Raw genomic sequence first — 19326 nt, 5'->3', positions numbered from 1 at the left:
CGAGGGCCCTGAAGGAGAGCCCTAGCCCTATGGTCCGCCGTACCCTGCCTGTCGTATTCGCCCTGTTGTTCAGCTCGCCCTTGCTGGCCGGGCAGCAGACGCTGTTCAGCTTCGTGCGCCCGGCCTCGGTGGTCAACGTGGTGACCGAAGATGCCGGCATGCCGCAGTACAACGCAGAGCAAACGGCCGGGGGGGAGGTGCTGCGGCGTGTGGTGTTCAACCCGGTCGAGCGGCCGACCCTGCGCCTGAGCCCGCAGAGCGGTGCCTGGGACTGGTCGGCCGGGCAGTTCCTGACCTTGCGCTTGCAAAGCGCCATGGATTGGGCGCTGACTGTGGATGTCACCGTGCTGGGCACTGATGGCCGCACGCTGACCAGCCGCATCGACCTGCCAGCCGGGCCGGCCCAGACAGTGATGGTGCCGCTCACGGCCACCTCGCCGTTGAGCCAGGGTATGCGCGCTGGCCCGCCAATGCCGTGGACGTATGCCGGCCAGCGCCTGCTGCTGACCAGTAGCGCGGGCGCGGTAGACCTCAAGCAAGTGGCCTCTGTCAGCCTGACGATCCCCAACCCCAAGGTGGCGCAGAGCCTGCTGATCGAGAAAGTGGGTATTCAGGATGACGACCAGGCCTACAAAGCGGCCTACCACGAGCTGATCGATGCTTATGGCCAGTCCACGCGTGGCCAATGGCCTGAGAAAATTGCCAGCGACGAGCAGCTCAAGGCTGCCGATGTGCGCGAACAGCAGCAACTCAAGGGCTGGCTGGCTGAGCTTGGCAAGCAGCCCCTGGACACCTATGGCGGGCTGCTGGACGGGGCGGCGTTCGAGGCCAAGGGCTTTTTCCGAACCGAGAAGCGTGACGGGCGCTGGTACCTGGTAACGCCGGATGGCCACCCGTTCTACTCGCTGGGTGTCAACGCCGTGGCCGCGGATGGCGGGCGCACCTACGTCGAAGGCCGTGACGGCATGTTCAAGGCGCTGCCCGGTGATAATGATCCGCTGGCGGCGTTCTATGGCAAGGGTAACAACGACGACGGCAATGCCTCCTCGCAAGGGCGCAACTTCAAGCAGGGGCGATGGTTCGACTTCTATGCCGCCAATATCCAGCGCACCTATGGCAAACCTTGCCCGCCCAGCGTTGAGGGGCAGCCTGCAGTAGAGTGCCCGCCATTGGTGTTGGATGCCTCGCGCTGGCAGACGCACGCGCTCGATCGCCTGCAAGCCTGGGGTTTCAACACCCTGGGTAACTGGAGCGATTCGGCGTTGGGCCAGGCCAAGCGCATGCCCTACACCTTGCCGCTGTCGATTGTCGGTGACTATGCCAGCATCAGCACGGGCATGGACTGGTGGGGCAGCATGCCCGACCCCTTCGACCCCCGGTTCGCCATGGCCACTGAGCGCGCGGTCGCCATCGCCGCCCGGGACCACCGTGATGACCCGTGGCTGATCGGCTACTTCGCTGACAACGAGCTGGCCTGGGCCGCACCGGGCAATGACCCCAAGGCCCGCTACGGGCTGGCCTACGGCACACTGCGCCTGACCACCGACGTGCCCGCCAAGCGCGCCTTCCTCAAGCAACTGCGGGACAAATACCGCAACCAGGAGGGCCTGTCCAAGGCGTGGGGGATTGAACTGTCCGCCTGGGAGCTGATGGAAGACCCCGGTTTCGAGGCCCCCTTGCCCAACCCGGAGCACCCGGAAATCGAGCGGGATTACCAGTACTTCCAGCAGGTGTTCGCCGAGACCTATTTCAAGACCATCGCCGATTCGTTGAAGTGGCACGCGCCCAATCACCTGCTGCTCGGCGGCCGCTATGCGGTGAGCACGCCAGAAGCGGTCAAGGCCTGCGCGGAGTTCTGCGACGTGCTGAGTTTCAACTTCTATACCCTCAAGCCTGAGGACGGTTACGACTTCGCCCGCCTTGCCGAGCTGGACAAGCCGGTGCTGGTGTCCGAGTTCCAGTTCGGCTCCCGCGACCGTGGGCCGTTCTGGCCGGGGCCGTTGGAGGTGGCGCGTGAAGAAGACCGTGGGCCGGCCTATGGCAACTTCCTCAAGGCCGCGTTGGCGCAGCCGATGATCGTCGGTGCGCATTGGTTCCAGTACCTGGACCAACCGGCCAGTGGGCGGCTGCTCGATGGTGAGAATGGGCACCTGGGGCTGGTGGCCATCACCGATGTGCCCTACTCAGGGTTCGTCGAGGCGGTGCGTAAAAACAACCAGCAGGCCATTGGTCAGTTGCGCGCGCAGTTGGTCAAGCCGCAGCCGTGAGCCATCGGGGCCGTCGAACGGCCCCTTTACCTGCGACCACCCAGCCTAAGCCAGTTTGCAAAACCGCCAACTACTGAAACAATGCACGCCATTTTCAGAAGGTCGTACGGAGAACAGTGGGTGCAGATCCAGGGTCACTATGAGCTGAAGTTCGAGGCGGTGCGTGAAGCCTTCGCCGAGTTGTTCGATGATCCGCAGGAGCGTGGCGCGGCGCTGTGCATCCAGGTGGGCGGCGAGACCGTGATCGACCTGTGGGCGGGCACCAGCGACAAGGACGGGCAGCAGGCCTGGCACAGCGACACCATCGCCAACCTGTTCTCCTGCACCAAGACCTTCACCGCCGTCACCGCCTTGCAACTGGTAGGCGAGGGCAAATTGGCGCTGGATGTTCCGGTCGCGCGTTACTGGCCCGAATTTGCTCAGGCCGGCAAGCAGTCCATCACCCTGCGCCAGTTGCTCAGCCATCGCGCGGGCCTGCCGGCCATCCGTGAGTTACTGCCTGCCGAGGCGTTGTATGACTGGCAGGCGATGGTCGATGCCTTGGCCGCCGAAACCCCGTGGTGGGCGCCTGGCACCGAACACGGCTACGCCGCCATCACTTATGGCTGGCTGATCGGGGAGCTGATCCGCCGTGCAGACGGCCGTGGCCCCGGCGATTCGATCGTGGCCCGTACGGCCCGGCCATTGGGGCTGGACTTCCATGTCGGCCTGGCGGATGAAGCGTTTTACCGTGTGGCGCATATCGCACGCGGCAAGGGTAACCCCGGCGATGCCGCGGCCCAGCGCTTGCTGCAGGTGACCATGCGTGAGCCCGAGGCGCTGTCGACCCGTGCGTTCACCAACCCGCCAGCGATTCTCACCAGTACCAACAAGCCCGAGTGGCGGCGCATGCAGCAACCGGCGGCCAATGGCCACGGCAATGCCCGCAGCCTGGCAGGCTTCTATGCCGGGCTGCTCGATGGCAGCCTGCTCGAGTCCGAACTGCTCGACGAACTCACCCGCGAGCACAGTATCGGGCAGGATCGCACCTTGTTGACCCAGACCCGTTTCGGCCTGGGCTGCATGCTTGACCAGCCCGAGGTGGCCAATGCCACCTTTGGCCTCGGTGCCCGTGCGTTCGGGCATCCCGGCGCAGGCGGCTCGGTAGGTTTCGCCGACCCGGAGCACGATGTGGCATTCGGTTTTGTGGTCAATACCCTTGGCCCGTATGTGCTCATGGACCCAAGAGCCCAGAAGTTGGTCCGCGTCCTTGCCCGTTGCCTTTGATCGGGTAATGCGGGTATTGGCTGACCCCTTTGACTATCCTCAATGTCTACGCTTTAAGTGCGTTGGCAAAATTTTCTTCTATTTCATGGTGTATCGCTGATGTCTTCACATAAAACCTTAGCACTCGCCCTGTGCCTGACCGCCGTCACCGGCTGCGCCAGTCACTCCCCGGACGCCGCGAAGGGCAGTGGTTTCAACTGGTGGCCTTTTGGGTCGGACCAGGTTGCCGAGCAGGAAGTGAAGCAAGCCGTCACCGAAAAGGTCGCCAAGGCCGATGCCAAGTCCGAAAGCGCCAGCCGCTGGTGGTGGCCGTTTGGCGGCGACGACACGGCCAAAGGGCCTGTTGTACCCAAGATCGACCAGAAAGCCACCCAGGCCTGGTTGGACGAATACGAGCCCAAGCTGCGTGAAGCGATCAAGGACAGCAAGTTGGAACTGGAGCGCCGTGACAACGTGCTGGCTGTGACCATTCCGGTGGACAGTTCGTACAACCCTGACCGCCCGAACATGCTGCTGCCGATGACCCTGGGCCCGATCACCCGTGTAGCCAAGACCGTCGAGGGCGATTCCAAGACCGCCGTGTTGGTGCTGGGCCATGCCGACAGCAGCGGTGTTGCTGCGGCTAACCAGAAGCTCAGCCTGGAGCGCGCCGCCTCGGTGTCGGCGATTTTCCGCCTCAGCGGCCTGCAACGTGATCGCCTGAGCCTTAAGGGGATGGGGTCGGTGATGCCGCGCGCCGCCAATGATAGCGCCGAAGGCCGTGCACTGAACCGCCGTGTGGAATTGCTGCTGACGCCTCAGAACACCATGGTCGCGCTGCTGGCCAAATACCAACAGGCCGCGCCAGCACCGACCCCAGCGTCGATGGTCGCGGTTCAGGATGCCAAGGCACCCGCCGCCAAGGCTGTCAGCACCAAACCGGCTGCCAAGGCCGCTGCCAAACCGGCCGCGAAAAAGCCTGTCGCCAAGGCCAAGGCACCCGCCAAGACGGCTGCAAAAAGCAAAGCCGCGCCGGCCAAGCCCGCTGCCAAGAAGGCGACCACCGACAAGAAAGTAGCCGCCAACAGCCCTGCGAAGACCAACTGATCGTCAAGGAAACGCAGCCATGACTCAAACCCTGGCCGATATGCGCCGCGACTACACCCGTGATGGCCTGGCAGAAGCCCAGGCCCCGGGGGAGCCGTTCGCTTTGTTCCACCAGTGGTTCGCCGATGCGGTGAAGACTGAACAGCCCCCGGTCGAGGCCAACGCCTTGACCCTCGCCACGGTCGATGGCGAGGGCCGGCCCCATTGCCGCGTCTTGCTGCTCAAGGGGCTCGATGACCGTGGTTTTACCTTCTTCACCAACTACGAAAGTGCCAAGGGCCAGCAACTGCAGGCCAACCCTTTCGCCGCCATGACGTTCTTCTGGCCGGCGCTGGAGCGCCAGGTACGTATCGAAGGGCGTGTGGAAAAGGTCACGGCCAAGGAGTCGGACGACTACTACCAGGTGCGACCGCTGGGCAGCCGCCTGGGGGCTTGGGCCTCGCCGCAAAGCCAGGTAATAACCGGCCGCGAAGCGTTGGAAGCGCTGGTAAAGGCGACCGAGGCGCGGTTTTGTGACACTCAGCCGCATTGCCCCGAGCACTGGGGAGGGTACCGTCTGTTGCCTGAGCGTATCGAGTTCTGGCAGGGGCGGGCGAGCCGCCTGCATGACCGGTTGAATTACCGCCTGGTCGATGGGCAATGGCTGCGAGAGCGGCTGGCGCCTTGATAACCCTGGGCCGCTTGCGGCCCCAGGTGTTTATTCCGCTACGCCGGGATAAGCCTCGGCCTCACGTGCCAACCAACTCGCCAGCGCCTTGCGCTTGACCTTCTCTCTGCGTGCCTGCTCCAGCCGCTGCAACATGTAGTCACGCTTCTGCGCATCCTTCCCGGCCATCGATAGCGCCAGGTCGCGGTCCATCCAGCGGCGCATGCGCACATACAGCCACCCATGGAAGTACAGCCCTGCGACAGTTGTCACCACGACGATGAAGTAATCCATGGCTATCCTTGGTCTCACTTGAAAGGCCCCACGATACAGTCCATGCAGGCTGTACCCAGGCTGAATGAAAACAATTTTATTGCGTCTGCGTCGTGACAGCCGTCAACGCGCAGCGTCTAATGGACACCGATGACTTTTGGAGATTTTACCTATGCGTAAATCCGCTTTGCTGGTGGCGACCTTTACCACCATGTCGCTGTTGCTGGGGGGCTGTGCCTCGAGCCTGACCGGCGATAGCTACTCCCGTGATGAGGCCCGTCGCGTGCAGACAGTGCGTATGGGTACCATCGAATCCCTCCGTCCGGTCAAGATCGAAGGCACCAAGACCCCAATCGGCGGTGGCGCTGGCGCCATTGTCGGTGGCGTTGCCGGCAGTGCAGTCGGTGGTGGCCGCGGCAGCATCGTTGCGGCCGTAATTGGTGCAGTGGCCGGTGGCCTGGCAGGTTCTGCCGCCGAGGAAGGCATCACTCGCACCCAGGGTGTTGAAATCACCGTGCGTGAAGATGACGGCAGCATGCGTGCCTATGTGCAGGCCGTTCAGGAAAACGAGATTTTCCGGGTTGGCGACCGTGTTCGCATCATGACCGTCGACGGTACCAGCCGCGTCTCGCACTGAGCCTTGACCCGGTTGTAGCGCTACAATAAAAAACCCCGACATGGCCACGCCAGTCGGGGTTTTTTAATGCCACTGTTTTTAGCTTGCGAGGGGTTTGCGGCTGGCCATCGCAGTGACGGCATAGCCGATGACCGCGGCGAAGAACGAGCCCGTAAGGATGCCCATGCGGTCCATGCCCGCATAATCGCTACTGCCGGGCACGAATGCCAGCGAGCCCACGAACAAGCTCATGGTGAAGCCGATGCCACAGAGGATCGCCACCCCCAGCAATTGCCCCCAGTTTGCGCCTGCCGGCAACGCGGCCAGGCCAAGTTTGATCGCCACCCAGGTCAGGCCGAAGACCCCTACCGTCTTACCCAGCAGCAAGCCGACAGCGATACCCATCGGTACTGGATGAGTGAAGCTTTCCAGGTTCATGCCTGCCAGCGAAACACCGGCGTTGGCGAAGGCGAACAGCGGCAGAATGGCGTAGGCAACCCAAGGATGCAGGGCATGCTCCAGGGACAGCAGCGGCGACGTTTCGGCGTTGCGGGTGCGCAGTGGGATGCACAGCGCCAGGGCGACACCCGCCAGCGTGGCGTGAACACCGCTCTTGAGCACGCACACCCAAAGCACCAGGCCGATGATCAGGTAGGGCCCGAGTTTGACCACGCCAAGCCGGTTCATGGCCAGCAGCGCTACCAGGCAGGCGCCGGCCAGCAACAGCGAGACGCTCGACAAGGTGCCCGAATAGAACAGGGCAATGACAATGATCGCACCCAGGTCATCGATGATCGCCAGGGTCATCAGGAACAGCTTCAGCGAAACCGGTACGCGCTTGCCCAGCAGTGCTAGCACGCCGAGGGCGAAGGCAATGTCGGTGGCGGTGGGGATGGCCCAGCCGGCGACCGCAGCGGGGTCGTCGCGGTTGATGAACCAGTAGATCAGGGCTGGTATCACCATGCCACCCACCGCAGCGGTAGCGGGCAGGACTATCTGCGAGGGCTTGGAGAGGTGGCCGTCGACCACCTCGCGCTTGACCTCCAGGCCGATGAGCAGGAAGAACAGCGCCATCAGGCCGTCGTTGATCCACAGCAGCAAGGGCTTGGCGATTTCCAGCGCGCCAACTTTGACCGCCACCGGGACCTCGAGCAGGCCGTTGTACAGGTAGGACAAAGGTGAGTTGTTGATGACCAGCGCAAGAACGGCCGCGGCGATCAACAGCAGACCGCTGGCAGCTTCGAGCTGAAAGAATCGGGTGAAGAGGCTACGCACGGGCTATGGGCTCTCCCTGAGAGATTAAGGATGGAACGGGCGTACACCCTAGCCTGTGGCGATATGCTTTAAAACAAAAACTATATTCGTTTTTGTTATATGTTATTGCTGCCTGGGCTGTGGCAAGCCTAGACGGTGTTGCGGAAAGCGTGGGTAGGGGGAATCCGATTATCTCTGCAGGCTTTTCTGGCACTGCAGAGCCCCGCAGACTCGATGCCGTGTAGGAGCAGCCTTGCGCTGCGAAGAGGCCAGTGGCAGCACATAGCGCTTCGCTGCTTTCACCGCCCTCTTCGCAGCACAAGGCTGCTCCTACCCGAAGCGGGCCTTATGCGTTCAGCCCGAGCATATCCCGCGCCACCGCCTCGGCAATGCGAATGCCATCGACGCCAGCGGACAGAATACCGCCCGCATAACCCGCACCTTCGCCCGCTGGGAACAGCCCCTTCAGGTTCAGGCTCTGGAAGTCCTCACCCCGGGTAATCCGCAGCGGTGAAGACGTGCGCGTCTCGATACCGGTCAGCACCGCATCGTGCAGGTTGTAGCCTTTGATCTGCCGATCGAATGCCGGCAGTGCTTCGCGGATCGCCTCGATGGCGAAGTCCGGCAGGCTCGGCGCCAGGTCGCCGAGGGTCACGCCCGGTTTATACGACGGTTCGACACTGCCCAGGGCAGTGGACGGTCTGCCGGCCACGAAGTCGCCAACCAACTGCGCCGGTGCCTGATAGTTGCTGCCACCCATCACGTAGGCGTGGGCTTCCAGGCGCTCCTGCAGCTCGATACCGGCCAACGGGCCACCCGGGTAGTCGCGTTCCGGGTCGATGCCGACGACGATGCCGGAGTTGGCATTGCGTTCGTTACGCGAGTACTGGCTCATGCCGTTGGTAACGACGCGGCCGGGCTCGCTGGTGGCTGCGACCACGGTGCCGCCTGGGCACATGCAGAAGCTGTAGACCGAACGGCCGTTCTTGGCGTGATACACCAGTTTGTAGTCGGCGGCGCCGAGCTTCGGGTGGCCGGCGTACTTGCCCAGGCGCGCCTTGTCGATCAGCGTTTGCGGGTGCTCGATACGGAAGCCGACCGAGAAGGGCTTGGCCTCCATGAACACGCCCTTGGCGTGCAGCATGCGGAACGTGTCGCGGGCACTGTGGCCCAGGGCCAGGACCACATGGCGCGAATGCAGCTGCTCGCCGCTTTCCAATACCACGCCGGTCAGTTGCCCATCATCGGTCAGCAGGTCGGTGACTTTCTCCTGGAAGCGCACTTCGCCGCCCAGGGCGATGATGTCCTGACGCATCTGCTCGACCATACCGGTCAGGCGGAAGGTACCGATGTGCGGCTTGTTGATGTAGAGGATCTCATCGGGCGCACCGGCCTTGACGAACTCTTCCAGCACCTTGCGGCCGTGGTGCAGCGGGTCCTTGATCTGGCTGTACAGCTTGCCGTCGGAGAACGTCCCGGCGCCGCCTTCGCCGAACTGCACGTTGGACTCCGGGTTGAGCACGCTTTTGCGCCACAGGCCCCAGGTGTCCTTGGTGCGCTGGCGCACTTCTTTGCCGCGCTCGAGGATGATCGGCTTGAAGCCCATCTGCGCCAGCAACAGGCCGGCAAAGATGCCGCAGGGGCCGAAGCCGACCACGATCGGGCGTTGCTCGACCTCGGCAGGGGCGTGGCCGACGTACTTGTAGGTAACGTCAGGCGCGACGCCGATGTTGCGATCGTCTGCGAATGTGCGAAGCAGCTCGGCTTCGTTGCTGGCTTCGAGGTCGATGGTGTAGATGAACAGCAGTTCGCTGTTTTTCTTGCGTGCGTCGTAGCTGCGCTTGAACAGGTTGAAGCTGAGCAATTGCTCATCGCGGATGCCCAGGCGCTGGACGATGGCTTCGCGCAGGGCTTCGTCAGGGTGGTCCAAGGGCAGCTTCAGTTCGGTGATTCGTAGCATGGCAGGGTCCAGTATCCCGGCCATGGGCGGCCGGCGGCTTTACACAAACCGCCAAGTATAAGCTGTTCGCCGCCCTGACTGGCAGGATAAAAGCGCCCGGCGATCAGTTGTCGCGTGCACCACCGTAGTAACCGCAGCCTTGTAGGGTCTTGCCATCGATGCGCAGCTCGGCGCGCAAGTGACGGACTGCCCCGGTCGCGCTGTCCACGCAGCGTTGCGGTGCGACCCAAAGCTCCACGTGCTGGCCGTTGGCTTCGCTGGTCAGGGTCAGGCCGCCACCGGGTACTTCTTCTTCCAGGAACGGCAGGGGCAGCGGCGCCTGGCCTACGCGGTTGACGACCATGCCTTTGCCGCTGGCTTTGATGTCCCAGTCGGGTTCGTGGCCGTTGGCACGCAGGGTCAGTTGTTTGAAGTTGGGGTCTTCACAGGCCCGGGTCGAGGGCTCCAGGCGGTACAGGCGGCGGACGTCGAGCTGGCCGTCGGTGTTGGCCTGCTTGCTGCCAGTCAGGCGGCCGCGCACGTCGACGAACAGCTTGTCGCCAGCATCCTTGGCGAGGTTGGCGGCTTCCTGCAGGATGCCAGTGCTGGCGGCGTCGTTGATCACGAAACGGCGGCTTTCATTACAGGGTTTGAACAGCAACTGGCCCCCGGCGGCGCTCAGTTCGCCCTGCATGCGCGTGGTGCCGATGTTCGGGTCGGTCGGCGTGGCAGCCATGAGCTGGCAGCCGGCGAACAGGGGCAGCATGGCGGCGAGCAGCAGGGAGGGGGTGAGGCGCATGGGGCGGGCTCCGGCGATCGTTGCAAAAGAGCTGGCCACGTTACTCAGGGTGCGCGGCGATCACAAGCTTTGTTGATAGCCTGTGCCGGCCTCTTCGCGGGTAAACCCGCTCCCACAGACCCGCAGAGACTTTCAAAGCTGTGCAGTACCTGTGGGAGCGGGTTTACCCGCGAAGAGGCCGGCACAGGCCATAAAAATGCAGCAGGTAGAACAAAGGGCCCGAAGGCCCTTTGCTCATCAACCACCCAGATACGCGTCACGCACCTTCGGGTCACTCAGCAGCGCTTCACCCGTGCCCTGCATCACCACCCGTCCGTTTTCCAGTACATAGGCACGGTCAGCGATCTTCAGCGCCTGGTTGGCGTTCTGCTCCACCAGGAACACGGTCACGCCGTCACGGCGCAGCTGTTCGATGATGTCGAAGATCTGCTGGATGATGATCGGGGCCAGGCCCAGCGAGGGCTCGTCGAGCAACAGCAACTTGGGTTTGCTCATCAGCGCCCGGCCAATGGCGAGCATCTGCTGCTCGCCACCGGACATGGTGCCGCCGCGCTGGATATAGCGCTCCTTCAGGCGCGGGAACAGCTGCAGGACCTTGTCCAACTGCTCCTGGTAATCGCCCTTGTCGGTGAAGAAACCGCCCATGGCGAGGTTCTCTTCGACCGTCAGGCGGGCGAACACGCGGCGCCCTTCGGGGACTACGGCGATGCTCTTGCGCATGATGTGCGAGGAGGTCTGGCCGACCAGTTCTTCACCCAGGTACTTGATGCTGCCACTGTGCGCCTGCGGCGAGCCGCACAAGGTCATCAGCAGGGTCGACTTGCCTGCGCCGTTGGCGCCGATCAAGGTGACGATCTCGCCCTGGTTGATTTCCACGTTGACGCTGTGCAGTGCCTGGATCTTGCCGTAGAAGGTGGAAACGTTCTCGAACTTCAGCATTTACGCTTCCCCCAGGTAAGCCTTGATCACATCAGGATTGTCGCGAATCTGCTCCGGCGTGCCGTCGGCCAGGGGGGTACCCTGGTTGATCACCACGATATGGTCGGAGATGCTCATCACCAGCTTCATGTCGTGCTCGATCAGCAGCACGGTAACGTTGTGTGATTCGCGCAGGTAGGCGATCAGTGCCTTGAGGTCTTCGGTCTCTTTCGGGTTCAGGCCTGCTGCCGGTTCGTCGAGCATGATGATCCGTGGCTGGGTCATCATGCAGCGGGCGATTTCCAGGCGGCGTTGCTGGCCGTAGGCGAGGGTGCCGGCGGTGCGGTTGGCGAATTCGGTCAGGTTGACCTTTTCCAGCCAGTACTGCGCGCGCTCCATGGCCTCCTTCTCGCTGCGGCGGAAGCTCGGGGTCTTGAACAAGCCTGCGAAGAAGTTGGTGTTCAAGTGCCGGTGCTGGGCGATCAGCAGGTTCTCCAGCGCGGTCATTTCCTTGAACAGGCGTACGTTCTGGAAGGTCCGTACCACGCCCTTGCGGGCGATCTGGTGGCCGGCCAGGCCCTGGATCGGCTGGCCATCGAGCAAGATGGTGCCGCCGCTGGGCTTGTAGAAGCCGGTCAGGCAGTTGAACACGGTGGTCTTGCCGGCGCCGTTCGGGCCGATCAGCGCCACCACTTGTTTTTCCTTGACGGTCAGGGCCACGCCGTTGACCGCCAACAAGCCGCCGAAGCGCATGCTCAGGCCGCTGACTTGCAGAATTTCGCGGCTCATCGACGCAGCTCCATGTGTGGACGTTGCATAGGCAGCAGGCCTTGCGGACGCCAAATCATCATCAACACCATCAGCGCACCGAACATCAGCATCCGGTATTCGCTGAACTCACGCATCAGCTCAGGCAACAGGATCATCACGATGGCCGCGAGGATCACGCCCAGTTGTGAGCCCATGCCGCCGAGCACGACGATGGCGAGGATGATCGCCGATTCAATGAAGGTGAACGACTCGGGGGTCACCAGGCCTTGGCGAGCCGCGAAGAAGCTGCCGGCGAAACCAGCGAAGCAGGCACCCAGGGTGAACGCCGAGAGCTTGATCACGGTAGGGTTCAGGCCCAGTGCGCGGCAGGCGATCTCGTCTTCACGCAAGGCTTCCCAGGCACGACCGATCGGCATGCGCAGCAGGCGGTTGATGACGAACAGTGCCAGCAAGGCCAGCAGCAGCGCTACCAGGTAGAGGAAGATGACCTTGTTGATCGAGTTGTATTCCAGCCCGAAGAACTCGTGGAAGGTCTGCATGCCCTCGGCGGCACGGCGTTCGAAGGTCAGGCCGAAGAACTCTGGCTTGGGGATGTTGCTGATGCCGTTAGGGCCACCGGTCCAGTCGGTGAGGTTACGCAGGAACAGGCGGATGATCTCGCCGAAGCCCAGGGTCACGATCGCCAGGTAGTCACCGCGCAAGCGCAGCACCGGGAAGCCGAGCAGGAAGCCAAAGGTGGCGGCCATCAGGCCGGCGATCGGCAGGCAGACCCAGAAGCTCCAGCCCAGGTAATGCGACAGCATGGCATAGCTGTAGGCACCCACGGCATAGAAGCCCACATAACCCAGGTCGAGCAGGCCCGCGAGGCCGACCACGATGTTCAGGCCCAGGCCCAGCAACACGTAGATCAGAATCAGCGTGGCGATGTCGACCGCACCGCGCGAGCCGAAGAACGGCCAGACCAGCGCAGCCACGATCAGCCCCATGATGATCCAGCGCTGGGTCTTGGGCAGGGTCAGGTAGTTGCTCACCGCAGGCGGGACCAGCTTGCGATCCGAGCGGCGGCCCATCACCGAACTCCACTGCTTGTCGAACAGCACGCGCAGGAACATCAGCACCGAGCAGACGGCGATGATGCTGATGGTGAACGACCCTTGGCTGTGCACGGCCAGGCTGATGCCGTCGATGCTCAGTTTCAGGCCGAGCACCGGGAAGGCCACGGCCCAGACCAGCAAGGCGCTGAAGAACGCCTGTTTAAGATTTTTGTTCATACTTTTTCAACCTCCGGGCGGCCCAGGATGCCGGTCGGCCGGAACAGCAGGACAAGTACCAAGAGACCGAATGCCACCACATCCTTGTACTGGTCGCCGAAAATGTCGGCGCCGAAGGCTTCGGCCACACCCAGCACCAGCCCACCGAGCATGGCGCCCGGAATGCTGCCGATGCCACCCAGCACAGCGGCGGTGAAGGCTTTGAGGCCCACCAGGAAGCCGGCGTTGGGGTTGATCACCCCGTACTGCATGCTCAGCAGCACGGCCGCCACCGCCGCCAGTGCGGCACCGATGACGAAGGTGAGGGCGATGATGTTGTTGGTGTTGATGCCCAGCAGGTTGGCCATCTTGATGTCCTCGGCGCAGGCACGGCAGGCGCGGCCCAGGCGGGAACGGGAGATGAACAGGGTGAGCAGGGTCATGGCCACCAGGGTGACGACGAACACCAGGATCTGCATGTAGCTGATCAGTACTTCTTCAGCACCGCCTGGCCCGAAAGAGAAGCTCCCAGGGATCAGGTTGGGGATGGATTTGTCCTTGGAGTCCTGCGAAAGCAAGACGGTGTTCTGCAGGAAAATCGACATGCCGATGGCGGAAATCAGCGGGATCAGACGGTTGCTGTTGCGCAAGGGGCGGTAGGCAACCCGTTCGATGCTGTAACCATAGGCACTGGTGACGAAGATCGTCGCGACGAAGGCGACGGTCATCAGGATCGGCAGCGAATGGATACCCATCATGGCCAGGCCCGCCAGGGCGATGAAGGCCACGTAGGAACCGATCATGTACACCTCGCCGTGGGCGAAGTTGATCATGCCAATGATGCCGTACACCATCGTGTAACCGATGGCGATCAAGGCATAGGTGCTGCCGATGGTCAATCCATTAACCAGTTGTTGGAAGAAATGGTAGATCTCAGGCATTACAGCGCTCCTAAAAACCTGATTTGCATTTCACTGGCAGGGGTACGGCCAGGAAACCGCGGGTGACGGTTTTAAGATTTTCAGGTGGACCGGCCCCCGGATCGCGGGGATCAGGCCCATGAACCTCGTAAAACAAAGCCCACTGCTCGCACAGTGGGCTTCTACGGTCAGCTATTTAGTCACGCAGTTACTGAGGGGAAACTTCAGTCTTCGGCTTGCCGAAGTGCCATTCGTAGACCACGAATTTGAAGTCTTTCAGGTCGCCCTTCTCGTCATACGACAGGGTGCCGGTAGGGGTCTTGAAGGAACCGGCGTGGATGGCGGCTGCCACCTTGTCGGTGTCTTCCGACTTGGCGGCCTTGATGCCTTGAGCGATCAGCTCGACAGCCGAGTAGGCCGGGAACACGAACGGGCCGCTTGGGTCTTTGCCGTCAGCCTTGATGGCGTCGACGATGGCCTTGTTCGCAGGGTCTGCGTCAAACGACTTCGGCAGGGTAACCAGCAGGCCTTCGGAAGCGCCCTGGGCGATCTGCGAAATGGAGTCGTTGCCGACACCTTCCGGCCCCATGAACTTGGCTTTCAGGCCTTTTTCCTGAGCTTGACGCAGGATCAGGCCCAGCTCTGGGTGGTAGCCGCCGTAGTAGACGAAGTCGACGTTGTTCTGCTTGAGCTTCTGGATGATCGAGGAGAAGTCCTTGTCACCGGCGTTCAGGCCTTCGAAGACGGCTACCTTGGTGCCTTTGCCTTCCAGGGTCTGCTTGACCGCGGTGGCGATGCCTTCACCGTACTGCTGCTTGTCGTGCAGGACCGCAACGACCTTGGGCTTGACGTGGTCGGCGATGTAGTTGCCGGCTGCCGGGCCCTGGGCGCTGTCCAGGCCGATGGTGCGGAAGATCAGCTTGTAACCACGGGCGGTGATTTCTGGGCTGGTGGCGGCGGGGGTGATCATGATCACGCCTTCGTCTTCGTAGATGTCGGACGCAGGCTGGGTGGAGCTGGAGCACAGGTGGCCGATGACGAACTTGACGCCGTCGTTGACCACTTTGTTGGCGACTGCCACGGCCTGTTTAGGGTCGCAGGCGTCGTCGTATTCCTTGGCTTCGAGCATCTTGCCATCGACGCCGCCCTTGGCGTTGATGTCTTTGATGGCTTGCTTGGCGCCGATGAACTGCATGTCGCCGTACTGGGTGACAGGGCCGGTCTTAGGCCCTGCGATCCCGATCTTGATGGTATCGGCGGCAAACGAATGGCTGGCTACCCCGGCCAGAACCATTGCGGCGAACAGCTTGGAAATCTTGATCATAGTGCTCCACTCATTCTGTTGTAATTCTTATAGTCCTGGCGGCCAGGGCTACAGACCGGGCGGGATGTGCGGTATGGCCACGCCATACTGCATGCCCACCTTCCCCCGGAACATGTCCCGGAACTGTACCGGTACAGTGTAGAGCGCTGTCCGAGCGCTTGAAAAGCGGTCAAAAAGAGCCTGTTTCCTGGGTTGTCGCTTGATCGACACAAAGATACAGAAAGGCGCCATCAATTTGCCTGTATCTGCGGCCCCACCCCACAAGTTCGGGGCCGATCGACCAAATTACGTATTTGAAACCGGGTTTTTCTGCAAAAATACCGGCCTTTTTTATTGGCCGATTTTTGCGGGTACAAACCCATGACTGATCAAACAAGCACCCTCTATGCCAAATTGCTTGGCGAGACGGCAATCATCGAGTGGAAAGCACTGGAGCGCTTCTGGGCGAAGGGTGACCTGATTTGGGTCGACCCTAGCCTGGACCTGATCGCCGTTGCCGAAGCAATGGCCGAGAATCGCAGCGAGATCTTCGCCAAGTGGCGCAGTGATGGCACTGTGGGGCCGGTGACTGCTGAGCAGGCATTGGACCTGCAAAACCGCGACCCAGAGATCTGGGCGGTGGTGGTTTCACCGTTTATCGTGATTCAAGCGAAGCGTTCGGAATCGGCGTGATCGTTTTTGGTGCGTGAAAATGCGCAGCCCGCCTTAATTTGGTGCTTGAAGGCGATCAGCCGGGTAGAGGTAAGTAACAATTCGGCGTGGCGGTAACAGTTTACGGGATGCGTAATGTGGCCGCTGCGCGCCCCCTCGCGGGTACACGCGCGCCTTAGGCCCTGATTGCGGCCTCAAAAAATAACAAATGTGCAAGGAGTCGTTCATGAGTTCACAACTACCTTCGCTAGGATTCGCCGGCATTGGCCTGATGGGCCTGCCGATGTGTCGGCGCCTGCTGGCTGCCGGCTACCCCTTGACGGTGTGGAACCGCAGCCCGGACAAATGCGCCGAACTGGTGGCGGCAGGCGCGCGCCTGGCAGCAAGCCCGGCCGCATTGTGCCGCGACAGCGATATGGTGCTGCTGTGCCTGGCTGACACGCCGGTGGTGCGCGAGGTGGTGTTTGGTGAACAGGGCATTGCCCAGGGCGGGCGCAGTGGCCAACTGCTGATCGACTTCTCCAGCCTCGAACCGACCGCCACCCGTGAGATGGCTGCCGAGCTCGCGGCGCTGTGTGGCATGGCCTGGCTGGATGCGCCGGTGTCCGGTGGCACGCCGGGGGCCGAGGCCGGCACCCTGGCAATCATGGTGGGTGGCGAAGCGGCTGACTTGCAACGCGCGCAGCCGGTGCTGCTGACCCTGGGCCAACGTGTAACGCACATGGGCGCCGTGGGTGCAGGCCAGGTGACCAAGGCTTGCAACCAGATGATTGTGGCCTGCAATGCGTTGGTGATCGCCGAAGTGGTGGCGTTGGCCGAGCAATCGGGGGTTGATGCGACACTGATCGCTGAGGCGTTGGCGGGAGGTTTTGCCGATTCGAAACCCTTGCAGATCCTCGCCCCGCAAATGGCCGAAAGCCGCTTCGAGCCGATCAAGTGGCATGTGCGTACGCTGCTCAAAGACCTCGACAGCGCGGTCAAATTTGCCCGCGAGCAGGGTTCGGCGACACCGCTCAGTGGCCTCGCCGCGCAATTGATGCGCTTGCACGGTAGCCAGGGCTACTTGCAAAAAGATCCGGCGACCCTGGTATCGCTGTATCGCAGCAAGGGCTGAGCACGCCTTTGTCGCGCTCCAGCCGCTCCAGGATGGGCCGCAATTCGCCCAACGCCACCGGGCGGCCGAGCAGGTAGCCTTGCAGGTAGTCGCAGCCGTGGGTTTCGAGGAATTCAAGTTGCTCGACGGTTTCCACCCCCTCACTGACTACCTGCAAGTGCAGGGTGTGGGCCATGACGATGATGGCCTGGACGATCTCGCGGTCTTTCTGGCTGCCGGGTACCTCCTGCAGGAAGGTCCGGTCGATTTTCAGCACGTCCAGCGGCAGGCGCTTGAGGTAGGCCAGTGACGAATAACCGGTACCAAAGTCATCAATCGACAAGGCCACGCCGAGGGCGCGCACGCGCTTGAGCAGGTTGACCGTGCGCTGAATATCGCCCATCAAGGCATTCTCGGTGACTTCAAGCTCCAGGTGGCGGGGCGCCAGCGCCGAGTGATACAGCGCTTTCTCCACTTCGCTGGGTAGCTCATCGTGGCTGAGGGTTACCGCCGAGCAGTTGACGGTGACCTTAAGGTCGGCAAAGCCGTGACGGTGCAGTTGCGCCAGGTCGGCGCAGGCGTGGCGCAGCACCCACAGGTCGAGGTCGATGATCAAACCATTCGCTTCGGCGATACCGATGAACCGGTCGGGCCCGAGCAAGCCGTGTTGCGGGTGCTGCCAGCGGACCAAGGCTTCGAGCTTGGCCACCTGGCCATTGCGCAGGTCGAAGATGGGCTGGTAGTGCACGCACAGCCCGCGTTCCTCCAGCAGCGCGATGCGCAGTTCTTCTTCCAGCTGCAGGGCGAGGGTGGCGCGGGTTTTCAGGCTGTCGTTGAAGAAGTTGAGGCTGTTGCGGCCGTTGCCCTTGGACTGGTACAGGGCAAGGTCGGCGTGCTTGAGCAGCTCTTCAGCGGTGTGGCCATCGTCGGGGAAAATGCTGATACCGATACTGGTGGTCATGACCATGCGCCGGCCACCCAGGTCGATGGGTTCCTTCATCCGTTGCATGATGCGCTGCGCCAGGTGACGTGCCTCGTCACGGTTGTTGAGGCTGGTGACCACGCAAAACTCGTCGCCCCCGAAACGCGCCACCAGGTCGTGGCTGCGGGTGGCTGCCTTGATGTGGTTGGCAATCACCTTGAGTAGTTCGTCGCCGGCGGCATGGCCAAGGCTGTCGTTGATCCGCTTGAAATGGTCGATGTCGAGGAACATCACCGCCAGGCGGTTTTGACTGGTGGTCTGTTCGGCGAGGCGTTCGGCGAATACCTGATTGAAACCGCGGCGGTTGATCAGGTTGGTCAGGGCGTCGTAATGCGCGGCCTGTTGCAGCGAGGCCCGTGCCTGGTCCAATTGGCTGAGCAGGATGCTGACCCGGCGCAGGTCATGCTCCTTACTTTGCAGCTTCTTGTCGGCCAGTGCCGCACTGATGCTGGCGCCGCTGATCAGCAGGGTAATGAAGGCAATGGTCAGCCCCAGTTGCAGGCTGTTGTCTGCCGAGGGCAGGCGCAGGGCGGTATCGGCGGGGATGACCAGGGTCATGGCCGACATCGCAGTGAAGTGAGTCGCTACGATGCCACCGGCCATCACCAGGCTGGCGCCGTACTTCAGGGCTTGGTGCAACGTGCCGCTGCCATTGCGGAAATACCGCGCCAACAGCAACGCCGCGAGGCTGGTGAGTATGGCGATGACCACGCAGGCCAGTAACAGCCCGGTCTGGTAGTACTGCCGGGCGCCGGTCTCGAGGGCGGCCATGCCGACAAAGTGCATCAGGATAATACCGGCACCAATCAGCACGGCACTTTGCAGGTAATGCTGCACTCGCATTTGGCTGCGGTTGAGGCTGTTCATGCCCAGCCAGGCAACGATCAATGCAATGAGCAACGAGAGGACGGTCAGCGAGACGTCGTAGTGGACTTCCACCGGCGCCTGGAAGGCCAGCATGCTGATGAAATGCATGGCCCAGACACCGCCGGCCAGGCAACAGGCGCCAAGCACGCGCCACTGGCGTTGTGCGGTGGGGTGTTCGTTGTGGGATTGGCGCTCGGCCATGTCCAGGGTCGCGAAGCAAGCCGCGCAGGCCACGCTAAAGGCGAGCAGAACAAGGAAAGGCTCGTGGCGACAATCGATGACGATGCGTCCGGTTGCCGGCAGATCGGCGAACAGTTGCAGTCCCAACCAGTCCATTGCGTGCCTCTTGGCCGAGTTTTCACGCGTCTCCGGTACAACGCCTTGGGAGACTGTCCAGAGGCAGT

Annotated in this window: 17 protein-coding genes; 7 read left to right on the top strand and 10 right to left on the bottom strand. The window is 62.3% G+C overall.

Annotated elements, in window-relative coordinates; translation table 11 throughout:
* Positions 1 to 29 precede the first annotated feature (29 nt).
* The 4 genes from HU750_RS23740 (at position 30) to pdxH (ending at position 5286) form a co-directional block, all read left to right on the top strand.
* The gene (locus tag HU750_RS23740; RefSeq protein ID WP_186682738.1) at positions 30 to 2267 is read left to right on the top strand and encodes a beta-galactosidase; all 2238 of its coding nucleotides are present in this window, start codon (positions 30 to 32) and stop codon (positions 2265 to 2267) included.
* Positions 2268 to 2387: 120 nt separating this feature from the next.
* Positions 2388 to 3533 carry a serine hydrolase domain-containing protein gene (locus HU750_RS23735; protein WP_099455127.1) on the top strand — a complete coding sequence of 382 codons (1146 nt, stop codon included), beginning with the start codon at positions 2388 to 2390 and terminating at the stop codon, positions 3531 to 3533.
* Positions 3534 to 3632: 99 nt separating this feature from the next.
* Complete coding sequence (locus HU750_RS23730; RefSeq protein ID WP_099455126.1) at positions 3633 to 4619, top strand: OmpA family protein; 987 nt, start codon at positions 3633 to 3635, stop codon at positions 4617 to 4619.
* A gap of 19 nt (positions 4620 to 4638) precedes the next feature.
* Complete coding sequence (pdxH, locus tag HU750_RS23725; protein WP_027594230.1) at positions 4639 to 5286, top strand: pyridoxamine 5'-phosphate oxidase; 648 nt, start codon at positions 4639 to 4641, stop codon at positions 5284 to 5286.
* Positions 5287 to 5316: 30 nt separating this feature from the next.
* Here the strand turns inward: pdxH and HU750_RS23720 are convergent, their stop codons facing one another.
* Complete coding sequence (locus HU750_RS23720; protein ID WP_085273541.1) at positions 5317 to 5559, bottom strand: 30S ribosomal protein S3; 243 nt, start codon at positions 5557 to 5559, stop codon at positions 5317 to 5319.
* A 151-nt stretch (positions 5560 to 5710) separates the two neighbouring features.
* On the opposite strand from HU750_RS23720, the gene HU750_RS23715 reads away from it, so the two are divergent.
* Complete coding sequence (locus HU750_RS23715; protein WP_027594232.1) at positions 5711 to 6175, top strand: outer membrane lipoprotein; 465 nt, start codon at positions 5711 to 5713, stop codon at positions 6173 to 6175.
* A gap of 78 nt (positions 6176 to 6253) precedes the next feature.
* Here HU750_RS23715 and nhaA read toward each other — a convergent pair whose 3' ends face one another.
* The 8 genes from nhaA to HU750_RS23675 all read right to left on the bottom strand — a co-directional run bounded on the left by nhaA (position 6254) and on the right by HU750_RS23675 (position 15329).
* Positions 6254 to 7429 (bottom strand): Na+/H+ antiporter NhaA, encoded by a 1176-nt coding sequence (nhaA, locus tag HU750_RS23710; protein ID WP_186682736.1) that lies wholly within the window; start codon positions 7427 to 7429, stop codon positions 6254 to 6256.
* 325 nt (positions 7430 to 7754) lie between these two features.
* Positions 7755 to 9368, bottom strand: coding sequence for an NAD(P)/FAD-dependent oxidoreductase (locus tag HU750_RS23705; RefSeq protein ID WP_186682734.1), 1614 nt, complete (start codon positions 9366 to 9368; stop codon positions 7755 to 7757).
* Positions 9369 to 9471: 103 nt separating this feature from the next.
* Complete coding sequence (locus HU750_RS23700; protein WP_186682732.1) at positions 9472 to 10146, bottom strand: COG3650 family protein; 675 nt, start codon at positions 10144 to 10146, stop codon at positions 9472 to 9474.
* A 237-nt stretch (positions 10147 to 10383) separates the two neighbouring features.
* Complete coding sequence (locus tag HU750_RS23695; protein ID WP_085273538.1) at positions 10384 to 11085, bottom strand: ABC transporter ATP-binding protein; 702 nt, start codon at positions 11083 to 11085, stop codon at positions 10384 to 10386.
* Positions 11086 to 11853: a high-affinity branched-chain amino acid ABC transporter ATP-binding protein LivG gene (gene livG, locus HU750_RS23690; protein WP_027594237.1), complete on the bottom strand. Its 768-nt coding sequence runs from the start codon at positions 11851 to 11853 to the stop codon at positions 11086 to 11088.
* A complete protein-coding gene (locus tag HU750_RS23685; RefSeq protein ID WP_085273537.1) occupies positions 11850 to 13106 on the bottom strand; it encodes a high-affinity branched-chain amino acid ABC transporter permease LivM in 1257 nt (418 codons plus the stop codon). The genes livG and HU750_RS23685 overlap by 4 nt, the downstream gene beginning before the upstream one ends.
* Positions 13103 to 14026 carry a high-affinity branched-chain amino acid ABC transporter permease LivH gene (gene livH / locus HU750_RS23680; RefSeq protein WP_008097482.1) on the bottom strand — a complete coding sequence of 308 codons (924 nt, stop codon included), beginning with the start codon at positions 14024 to 14026 and terminating at the stop codon, positions 13103 to 13105. Before livH ends, HU750_RS23685 begins: the two co-directional genes overlap by 4 nt.
* Before the next feature lie 187 nt (positions 14027 to 14213).
* A complete protein-coding gene (locus HU750_RS23675; RefSeq protein WP_186682730.1) occupies positions 14214 to 15329 on the bottom strand; it encodes a branched-chain amino acid ABC transporter substrate-binding protein in 1116 nt (371 codons plus the stop codon).
* Between the two features lie 360 nt (positions 15330 to 15689).
* Here HU750_RS23675 and HU750_RS23670 point away from each other — a divergent pair, with 360 nt between their 5' ends.
* Both HU750_RS23670 and HU750_RS23665 read left to right on the top strand, forming a co-directional pair.
* Positions 15690 to 16001, top strand: a complete 312-nt coding sequence (locus HU750_RS23670) for a DUF2288 domain-containing protein (protein ID WP_027594241.1) — start codon at positions 15690 to 15692, stop codon at positions 15999 to 16001.
* A gap of 205 nt (positions 16002 to 16206) precedes the next feature.
* Positions 16207 to 17094 (top strand): NAD(P)-dependent oxidoreductase, encoded by an 888-nt coding sequence (locus tag HU750_RS23665; RefSeq protein ID WP_027594242.1) that lies wholly within the window; start codon positions 16207 to 16209, stop codon positions 17092 to 17094.
* Here HU750_RS23665 and HU750_RS23660 read toward each other — a convergent pair.
* Entirely contained in the window at positions 16994 to 19258 is a 2265-nt protein-coding gene (locus HU750_RS23660; protein ID WP_186682728.1) for a putative bifunctional diguanylate cyclase/phosphodiesterase, read from the bottom strand. The genes HU750_RS23665 and HU750_RS23660 overlap by 101 nt on opposite strands.
* Positions 19259 to 19326: the final 68 nt, after the last annotated feature.

The sequence above is a fragment of the Pseudomonas sp. SWRI50 genome (genome assembly GCF_014269095.1).
In the GTDB taxonomy this organism is placed as follows: Bacteria; Pseudomonadota; Gammaproteobacteria; order Pseudomonadales; family Pseudomonadaceae; genus Aquipseudomonas; species Aquipseudomonas kermanshahensis.
Note: the sequence above shows the minus strand (reverse complement) of the source record. Positions and strands in the feature narration are given on the sequence as shown.

Bases quoted from the DNA above. Each gene is read 5' to 3' on its own strand.
- HU750_RS23740 (WP_186682738.1), top strand. From the start codon at position 30: ATGGTCCGCCGTACCCTGCCTGTCGTATTCGCCCTGTTGTTCAGCTCG.
- HU750_RS23730 (WP_099455126.1), top strand. From the start codon at position 3,633: ATGTCTTCACATAAAACCTTAGCACTCGCCCTGTGCCTGACCGCCGTC.
- pdxH (WP_027594230.1), top strand. From the start codon at position 4,639: ATGACTCAAACCCTGGCCGATATGCGCCGCGACTACACCCGTGATGGC.
- HU750_RS23720 (WP_085273541.1), bottom strand. From the start codon at position 5,559: ATGGATTACTTCATCGTCGTGGTGACAACTGTCGCAGGGCTGTACTTC.
- HU750_RS23715 (WP_027594232.1), top strand. From the start codon at position 5,711: ATGCGTAAATCCGCTTTGCTGGTGGCGACCTTTACCACCATGTCGCTG.
- HU750_RS23705 (WP_186682734.1), bottom strand. From the start codon at position 9,368: ATGCTACGAATCACCGAACTGAAGCTGCCCTTGGACCACCCTGACGAA.
- HU750_RS23700 (WP_186682732.1), bottom strand. From the start codon at position 10,146: ATGCGCCTCACCCCCTCCCTGCTGCTCGCCGCCATGCTGCCCCTGTTC.
- HU750_RS23695 (WP_085273538.1), bottom strand. From the start codon at position 11,085: ATGCTGAAGTTCGAGAACGTTTCCACCTTCTACGGCAAGATCCAGGCA.
- livG (WP_027594237.1), bottom strand. From the start codon at position 11,853: ATGAGCCGCGAAATTCTGCAAGTCAGCGGCCTGAGCATGCGCTTCGGC.
- HU750_RS23685 (WP_085273537.1), bottom strand. From the start codon at position 13,106: ATGAACAAAAATCTTAAACAGGCGTTCTTCAGCGCCTTGCTGGTCTGG.
- livH (WP_008097482.1), bottom strand. From the start codon at position 14,026: ATGCCTGAGATCTACCATTTCTTCCAACAACTGGTTAATGGATTGACC.
- HU750_RS23675 (WP_186682730.1), bottom strand. From the start codon at position 15,329: ATGATCAAGATTTCCAAGCTGTTCGCCGCAATGGTTCTGGCCGGGGTA.
- HU750_RS23670 (WP_027594241.1), top strand. From the start codon at position 15,690: ATGACTGATCAAACAAGCACCCTCTATGCCAAATTGCTTGGCGAGACG.
- HU750_RS23665 (WP_027594242.1), top strand. From the start codon at position 16,207: ATGAGTTCACAACTACCTTCGCTAGGATTCGCCGGCATTGGCCTGATG.
- HU750_RS23660 (WP_186682728.1), bottom strand. From the start codon at position 19,258: ATGGACTGGTTGGGACTGCAACTGTTCGCCGATCTGCCGGCAACCGGA.